General features: G+C 56.3%; 5 protein-coding genes and 1 pseudogene. 5 read left to right on the top strand and 1 reads right to left on the bottom strand.

The window, feature by feature from the left end; all coding sequences use genetic code 11:
- On the bottom strand, window positions 1–219 hold a 219-nt coding region (locus tag M3461_21920; protein MDQ3776813.1), incomplete at its 3' end, for a hypothetical protein.
- Between the two features lie 254 nt (window positions 220–473).
- Between M3461_21920 and M3461_21915 the strand changes: the two genes are divergently transcribed.
- From M3461_21915 to M3461_21895, 5 genes and pseudogenes are all read left to right on the top strand, one after another.
- Window positions 474–818, top strand: a complete 345-nt coding sequence (locus M3461_21915) for a hypothetical protein (GenBank protein ID MDQ3776812.1) — start codon at window positions 474–476, stop codon at window positions 816–818.
- Between the two features lie 394 nt (window positions 819–1212).
- A pseudogene (locus tag M3461_21910) lies at window positions 1213–1354 on the top strand (integrase).
- An 848-nt stretch (window positions 1355–2202) separates the two neighbouring features.
- Window positions 2203–5481: a hypothetical protein gene (locus M3461_21905; GenBank protein MDQ3776811.1), complete on the top strand. Its 3279-nt coding sequence runs from the start codon at window positions 2203–2205 to the stop codon at window positions 5479–5481.
- 7 nt (window positions 5482–5488) lie between these two features.
- Entirely contained in the window at window positions 5489–6208 is a 720-nt protein-coding gene (locus tag M3461_21900) for a hypothetical protein (protein MDQ3776810.1), read from the top strand.
- A 126-nt stretch (window positions 6209–6334) separates the two neighbouring features.
- A protein-coding gene (locus tag M3461_21895; GenBank protein ID MDQ3776809.1) for an IS5 family transposase occupies window positions 6335–7104 on the top strand; the annotation gives its coding sequence in 2 pieces (ribosomal slippage) (window positions 6335–6662 and window positions 6662–7104; 771 coding nt in all).
- Window positions 7105–7148: the final 44 nt, after the last annotated feature.

Genomic DNA, 7148 nt, shown 5'->3' with positions numbered 1-7148 from the left:
GATCACCGGCAGCAGATAGGCCTCGGAAAGCCTCTCGCAGGTGGCCACGCCTTCCCACTGGGTCACGCAGTCCACAACGTTGATGTGATAAATGCCCTTCACCCCATTCTCATCGCCCTGGTGGACGCTGTCGATGCGCAGGTAGCCGGGGTGGCCATCCGGCTGCGGGGCTCTCGGCGCTCCCCGATCGCGATGCCGGTTGGACGGGTCTTGGCCCACAGTTGGCGGCGCGCCCGGTAGCCAGCGGCGGCCCGCAGGTTGTAGAGATGCGCCACCGAGATGAACGCCAGCCGCGCAGATCGTGAAGTCATAGCATCCGTCGCCAACGTAGAGTGAGGAATGAGGAACAGAACTTGCCACCTGGCTTTAGGGGTACTATAATTTACCGACTGACATCATGGAGTCTCCCTCCAAAAGATGAAGTGTCCACGTAACGGGCAACTCCACCTACTACGAAGATGAGGAGCAGAGGCATGAAAATACTCTCACCAACTCTACATGGATATATCGATTACGCAGTGGTCGTGTTCTTTCTATTCGCGCCGGCCCTTATCGGATTGACCGGCATAGCAGGAACAATTGCTTATGCCCTGGCCGGAATTCACCTTGCCATGACCCTGGTAACCGATTTTCCGCTTGGCGCTTTCAAACTACTTCCTTTTACGGTCCACGGGTGGGTAGAGCGCATAGTCGGTCCCGTTTTGGTTATGCTGCCTTTTATCCTTGGTTTTGGTCCCCCTGCACAGGTTTTTTATATCGTGGCCGGCATCCTAATTATCCTGGTCGGGTTGCTTACGGATTATCAGCGAACCCAATAATGATGCGCAGTTAGCTATCGGATTTGAGCACGCGATAGAGGAACAAGGGCCATGGGCCTCAAGGTTCACGACGACACCATGGGCGTGACCAATCCACCAAACAAGATCCGGCGTCATCGTCATTCGTGAAGTCCAGGCTCGGGGGAGTAGGAAGCGCGACCGCTGGCGGTCGTTGGCAGGCATGGTTCTCGCGCGGTGGAACCAACTCTCCTCATCCCAGAGCAGGGAAAACTTACCGAGCCATCTTCTCAGAGACGTCCCGAACGGGCTCCTAGAGCTCTTGATGGCTACGAGGAAGTGGTATGATAGTGGGAGAACCACACGGGGATGCGCAGGGTTCGTACCGTCCACACGCGCATGTGCTCGCCTTGGTGGAGAGAAGAGCCTGGAGGGCGGGTCACGGCGGTCCGCCAACGTGCTCGACCATGAGGCCGACATCGCCAAGGTGCAGGAGTGGCTCGGGCATGCCAACATTGCCACCACGCGATTCTATGAACCCGCGGAAGACGAGGCTGGAGGATAGCCCGACGTTTAAAGGTGAGGTATTAAGGCTGGGGGTTGCATCCAGCCAATTGGAGGGTACAACATGGCAAGACGACGTGGGACTGTCCTCCAACCTGGTCTTTCTCCGGATACCACTAGAATGTCAACTCTGAACATAAATGCAAAGGGAAAGTGGGGGATTAAAAAAGACCACGCCGTTCGTGGTCTTTGTCCTGTTGCGCCCGATCCGGGGTTCAAGTGGGGAAATCCTATCCTCATCTCTGCTTCCGACATTAGTCATGTTCTGAGCAGAACATGGTCCGATGCCCTTGGCTAGCTGATGTCGCTGGCTGGCTCGGCGGTCGTAACGGCGTGGTTCGCGGTGTCGTCGCTGGTCGTAACAATGGCGGTCGTTTTGTATAATGTCCTCAAGGTGCTCGTACTTCGCATGATGTTGTACTCCTGTGGGTTGTGGCCAGTTATGGCATCGTTTACTCTATCACCATTTAATGGTTACCTTCCTCTCCCTGGAAATACAACTTCCTGCTTTCTAGTATACATACAGCGCATTTCGTGTCAAGCATTTTAGCCACTTGTCGGAAAATTCTTTTTAGCATGTCGAAAAAAAGCTTTATGTCACAAGGTTTGTTGGAGTATCGCAAAAGAACTGGTCGTCAGTCCCAAGCCGGTGCGCAAGAGATGCCAGTTTATCCCGAGCCGGCACTATCCAGAGCTGCGCCGAGGGTCGTGAATGTGCACGTGACGGATGTGCGGGTTGTGAACTCCAGCAATCGACGGCGTGTTGCCGGGGAAGCGTCTGTGGGTAGGTCTGCCAAAGAAGCAGCGCTGAGTAGTTCACCAAGATCGCGGCACGGCTACGCCACCATGTAGGGGGTGTGATGTGATCGAGAAGAAGTTGATCTTCATTGATGAGGTTCCCGACAACCTATTGTCGAACCTCGAAAATCGGGACGTTGTGCTTTGGGTTCACAGCCTGCCCAATGATCTGCCTAGTCAAGACGCGCTCGTTGCCTTTCTGGGGCTCCCTTGGCGACTGGTCTTCTCCGAGATCTACGACCCAGGGCTGATCAAGGCGCTGGAAGGGGCGGCGAGCTTTAGCGACCCCATGACGCGCAAGCGGGGCTTCGTCCAGATCATCGATAGCGATCCCTCGCGTATCGAATTGCCGCAGCGGTGCCTGCCGATCTATCTTCTGAGCGGCCGAACGGTTACCACGGCCGGGTCCGATTTCGCAAGCCGGCTGAGGCGGATGACGATGCTGGAGGATCTGCGGCGATCGGGCGCGCGAGAGATCCTGGTGATTTCCGCTGATGAAGATCCGGTTCCGCCGGATCTGAAGGATCTGTGGTCTTCCGGGTTTCGGTCGTACGTCACTTTCGTCTCGGATGCGGCCAGTGCCGGCAAAATCCTGGGGAACTGGATTGAGGGGGCAGACGGCGTTGCGGCGGTAAACCTTTTGAGCCTTCCCGCCAGCGAGGTGGTTGAGGACATCCTGGCGCGCTATGCGGCGGTCTACCCCGAGGATCGGCACGTCATTCGCGTGCGCGATCGCCACGGGAACTTCCAGAAGATCGACGTAACCGAAGCTGACGAGCCCGAGCGCCCGATCTTGGAGTGGTATTCGCTTGTTGAGGAACGGGATCTCACGCCACTCATGCCAGAGGAGCTTTCGGAGGAGGACTTTGTCTCCTTCTTCCAAAACCCAGAAGATTCTTGGCGTCCCTTTGCGGCCGGACTCCCATGGGTCCGCGATGTTCAGTGCAAGAGGATCCTAAGCAGCTATCTGAAGAAGCTCGACGCCGTCGGGTCGGAGGAGAACTGCGTCGCCTATATCTCATCCGAGGAGGGGGCAGGCGGGACTACGCTCGCGCGGGTGTTGGCATGGGAGTGCGCGCGAGAGGGGTATCCGGTTCTGCTCGCAAAGCCGCTGCCCTTCGTCCCCGACGCGCTGACGGTCGCGAATTTCCTGAACCGCGTGCACCGCGAGGCCGAGAGCCAGATGGCGCGCAATCGAGAATCAGCCGCCGGACCCGACCGCGCGCAATCGGAGCATATTAAACGTGAGTCCGTCTCTCGCCATTACGAGACGCCATCGCTAATCGTGTTCGACAGCCTGCACTGGCAGTATCGAGACAGTGAGCTGGCCCGCTTCCGAAACGAAATGGAGAAATCCGGGCGGCCGCTCTGCGTCCTGATCGTCACGGGCCCAGTTCTGGGGCTGTCCTTCTTCAACACGTCGGTCTTTAAAGAGATTGCGAAGCTGAACCACACCTTGGATCAGAACGAGGCGCGTCAGCTCGGCCGCCATCTCAACCAGTTTCTGCGCGTCTACGGCAAGCAGCGGCAGGACTGGCAATGGGACCAGTTCTACCAAGACCACACGGTCCGCTATCTCGAGGGAACCTCAGCATTCTGGGTCACCCTATCTTTCTGGATTCGGGGCCAATACGACCTCTCGGAATCGATCCAGCAGTGGATGTACCGCTCGTTCAAGGAAAATGCCGGCGACCGGATTATCCAGGACGCCATACTTGAGATTGCAGCCTTGAGTTCGGAGCGCCTCCCCCTGCCGGAGGCGTTGTTGCCGGCCTCGAAGGGTAGTTGGCCCATCTCGTACCTGCTGGAAGACTGTAGGTCAAGCTTGGCAGCGCTGGGACTGGTACGCTTCTCGGCAGACGGAGACAAGTACTGGGCGCTTGTCCACGACATCTTGGGACGGTTCCTGATCAACGCGCTCTTCTACGACTTTCAGATGCGCGACGACTTGGGCTTTGCCGAGGCCAAAAGCCCAGAGCATCTTCGTTTCCTGCTGCTACGACAGATATCGCAGAAACCTGCGTTGGGGGAGCGCGCCTATCGGTCCATTGGCGAGGATTTCGCAACGTCGATCCTCAAGATCGACCCGGATCATGGGCGAGGCAGCTTCGTTTCGTTCTGGCGTGAGGTACTGGACGCGCTCGACGGTATGCCGCGATCGCTGCGCGACACCAGCCGAGTCTTCCGCCATCACACTGCCATCTCACGACGCCGGGTCGCTAGGCTGGACGAACAATTCTATGGTGTAAAAAACGATGACAAAGTTGCTCTCCTAAACGTGGCAATTGAGGATATCAATTACGCACTGAGCTTCATCGAGTACACAGCCGGTTCAGAGTCGAACCTCAATCTATTCAATTCGCTTGCTAACGCCTACCTCGACCTCGCGCAAGTCGAATCAGAGAGAGGGGCCCCCGACGAGCGAATTATAAAGCTGCGGCGATTGGCGAACGACGCCACGCGCAAGGCGTACGAAGAGAGCCCAACCAGCGCCTTCGTTATCGAAACCTATGTGAAGAACCTTTTGGCGAACGCGCGGGCATCCTCAGAGCTTGCGGTTGAGCACTGCATCGAGGCGCTAGGGATCCTCTTTTCGGCACTTACCTCGAATGAGGCCGCCTATCGCAAATCGCAGCTCGGTAATCTGGCCGATCAGGCGTTGGCGATTCTGTTCAAGCAAAAACCAGTGAGGGATCAGCATATCGAGCCTGCACACGCGATCGATGTCTTGGTCAAGGCGTGGAAGATGCTTGCTGAAGCGGTTGAATACGGGTCGGGGATGGATTTCTCGGACGTGCCGGAAGAGAACCGGGTGCGGGCACTCGAAGCGCTAGCCCATCCTGCAGGCCGAGGCAACATGCAGGTCATTCGCCTGAGTTACGATCTGACCTCTGTTAGTCACCCACATGCATTCAGGCAGCAACTGGAACTCGTTGAGCAGTTGCAGGCTACGGATTACCGGATGACACCTCAGCTGCGGCTGGAATACGCGATGCTTCTTTTTCAGAATGGCCGCGCCGTCGAGGGCGACAGGATATTTCGATCGTTGAGACAGATCTGGCGTGACAGCGAGCATTTCGTCCATGTGCCGACGCGTTTCCGCTGGTTGCATGGCGCCGATAGCGAGGCACTGCAGACGGTGCAGGCAATCACCGGCTCCGATTACGGGAATCGGGCGATGGCGCGCGTGCGGGAGTTTGGCAATGTACTTGTCCCCTTCAGGCCGGAGGAGCACGGCATTCGTGACGTCAAACCGGCGTTTCGCTTTGCTTGCCACGTCTCCTTCGGTCACAACGGGCCATTCCTTCGCCCGACAACCGCCCATCCCACCAATATCAATTGATGGACCGATGGCTGAAGAACTCGATTCCGTTGCGCGCTATGCGATGGTGCTGGGCTTCGCCATTCGGCCCCGGACGGTTCTGGTCGAAGGGACCACGGATGTCGAATTATTCCGGTTGGCAGCGCGTTTAGAGTGCGAGAGGACGGGGATCGACTTCCTGGCCAAAGATCTTGCGATTGTGGCGGCAGGCGAGCGTGATCGTGGGGGCGTTCATGGTGTTATTCGTGAGCTTCTTGCCTTGAGGGGCATGGCGCGCACCTGCCTCTTACCGAATGGGCGTCCACGTTATCGCTTCATCGGGCTTTTTGACAACGACAAGGCTGGCCAGGAGGCGGTCAAGTTGGCGCGGGTTATTGACACCAGCATCCTGGAATACAAAGACGTGTTTCGCCTCTGGCCAACGATGCCTTTGGCGGGCAACCTTGACCCCGGAACTATGCAGAAGACCTTTGAGCGCCAGAACGCTGATTACAAGGGCCTAAAGTGGGAGTTGGAGGATCTGCTGCCGCAGCAGTTCGTCGCTGCTTTTCTTTCTGACTATCCCGGAGCCGTCGCTCATAGCATGTCGCTGAGGGGCAAAGTGCATCGGGATTTCACGCGCGACGGTAAGGCTCATCTGCATAGGTTCGTCAAACAGCATGCTGTACGCGACGACTTGGCCACAGTAGTTGAGGTTCTGAAGGCGATCCGGTTCTACTTAGGCTTGCAATTGCCCGCAGTCAGGTAGGGAGACACCGCCCACCGTTTACAGCCTGTTTGGCGGCCATCACAAATTGTGAACCTCCACGTCCTAGAACCCATCTCTAAATATTTGTTGTAAAATATATGCATACAAGTAATCACATTTGCTTGCATGTATTTGACAACAACACAGTGGGAGCTTGTCCTCCCGCTTCTCAAACGACCGTCGTCTCTTGATCCGAGAGGAAGAAAGAGAAAGGGCGAGAAAAAGATTTGTGAAGGAGTGCTCTGGATACTCAAGACCGGAGCGCAGTGGAGCGAACTTCCGAGAAAGTACGGAGCGTACCAAACGGCGCATCGTCGGTATCAAGAGTGGGCTAAAAGAGGAGTGTTCGAAGACGCTCTCAGGATGCTTGCGGAAGATCTTGAAAAGAGAGGGAAGATCAACTTGAAAGACTGCTTCGTTGACGGCACCTTCGCGAGCGCTAAAAAAGGGGGCTCTCCGTTGGCCCGACGAAACGAGGAAAGGGCTGTAAAATCATGGCAATTACAGACGACTCTTCTTTTCCGATCGCCATTAGTGTGGGCTCTGCTTCTCCAGGCGAGATCACCTTGGTGGAAGAAACGCTTGCCAAAAGATTTACGCAAGCGTGTCCGTCTCATCTTGTCGGAGACAAAGCATACGACAGCGATCCGCATGATAGGCGGTTGAAAGAGCGCTACGGTGTCGCGCTCATCGCTCCGCACAGAAGAGGGAGGTCGAGAAAGAAAACGCAGGATGGGAGAGTCCTTCGCCGATACAAGAGGCGGTGGGTGGTAGAGCGGTTCAACGCGTGGATACAAAATTATCGGAGAGTAGTGACGCGATGGGAATACAAGATCGAGAATTACACAGGTTTCGTACAGCTTGCGTACAGGTTGATATTGTTGAGATTATTTTGAGATGGGTTCTAGGAATGATATTCAGCCTTGCCCATCCTTCGCCC

It is taken from the genome of Pseudomonadota bacterium (assembly GCA_030860485.1).
Classification (GTDB): Bacteria; Pseudomonadota; Gammaproteobacteria; order JACCXJ01; family JACCXJ01; genus JACCXJ01.
Note: the sequence above shows the minus strand (reverse complement) of the source record. Positions and strands in the feature narration are given on the sequence as shown.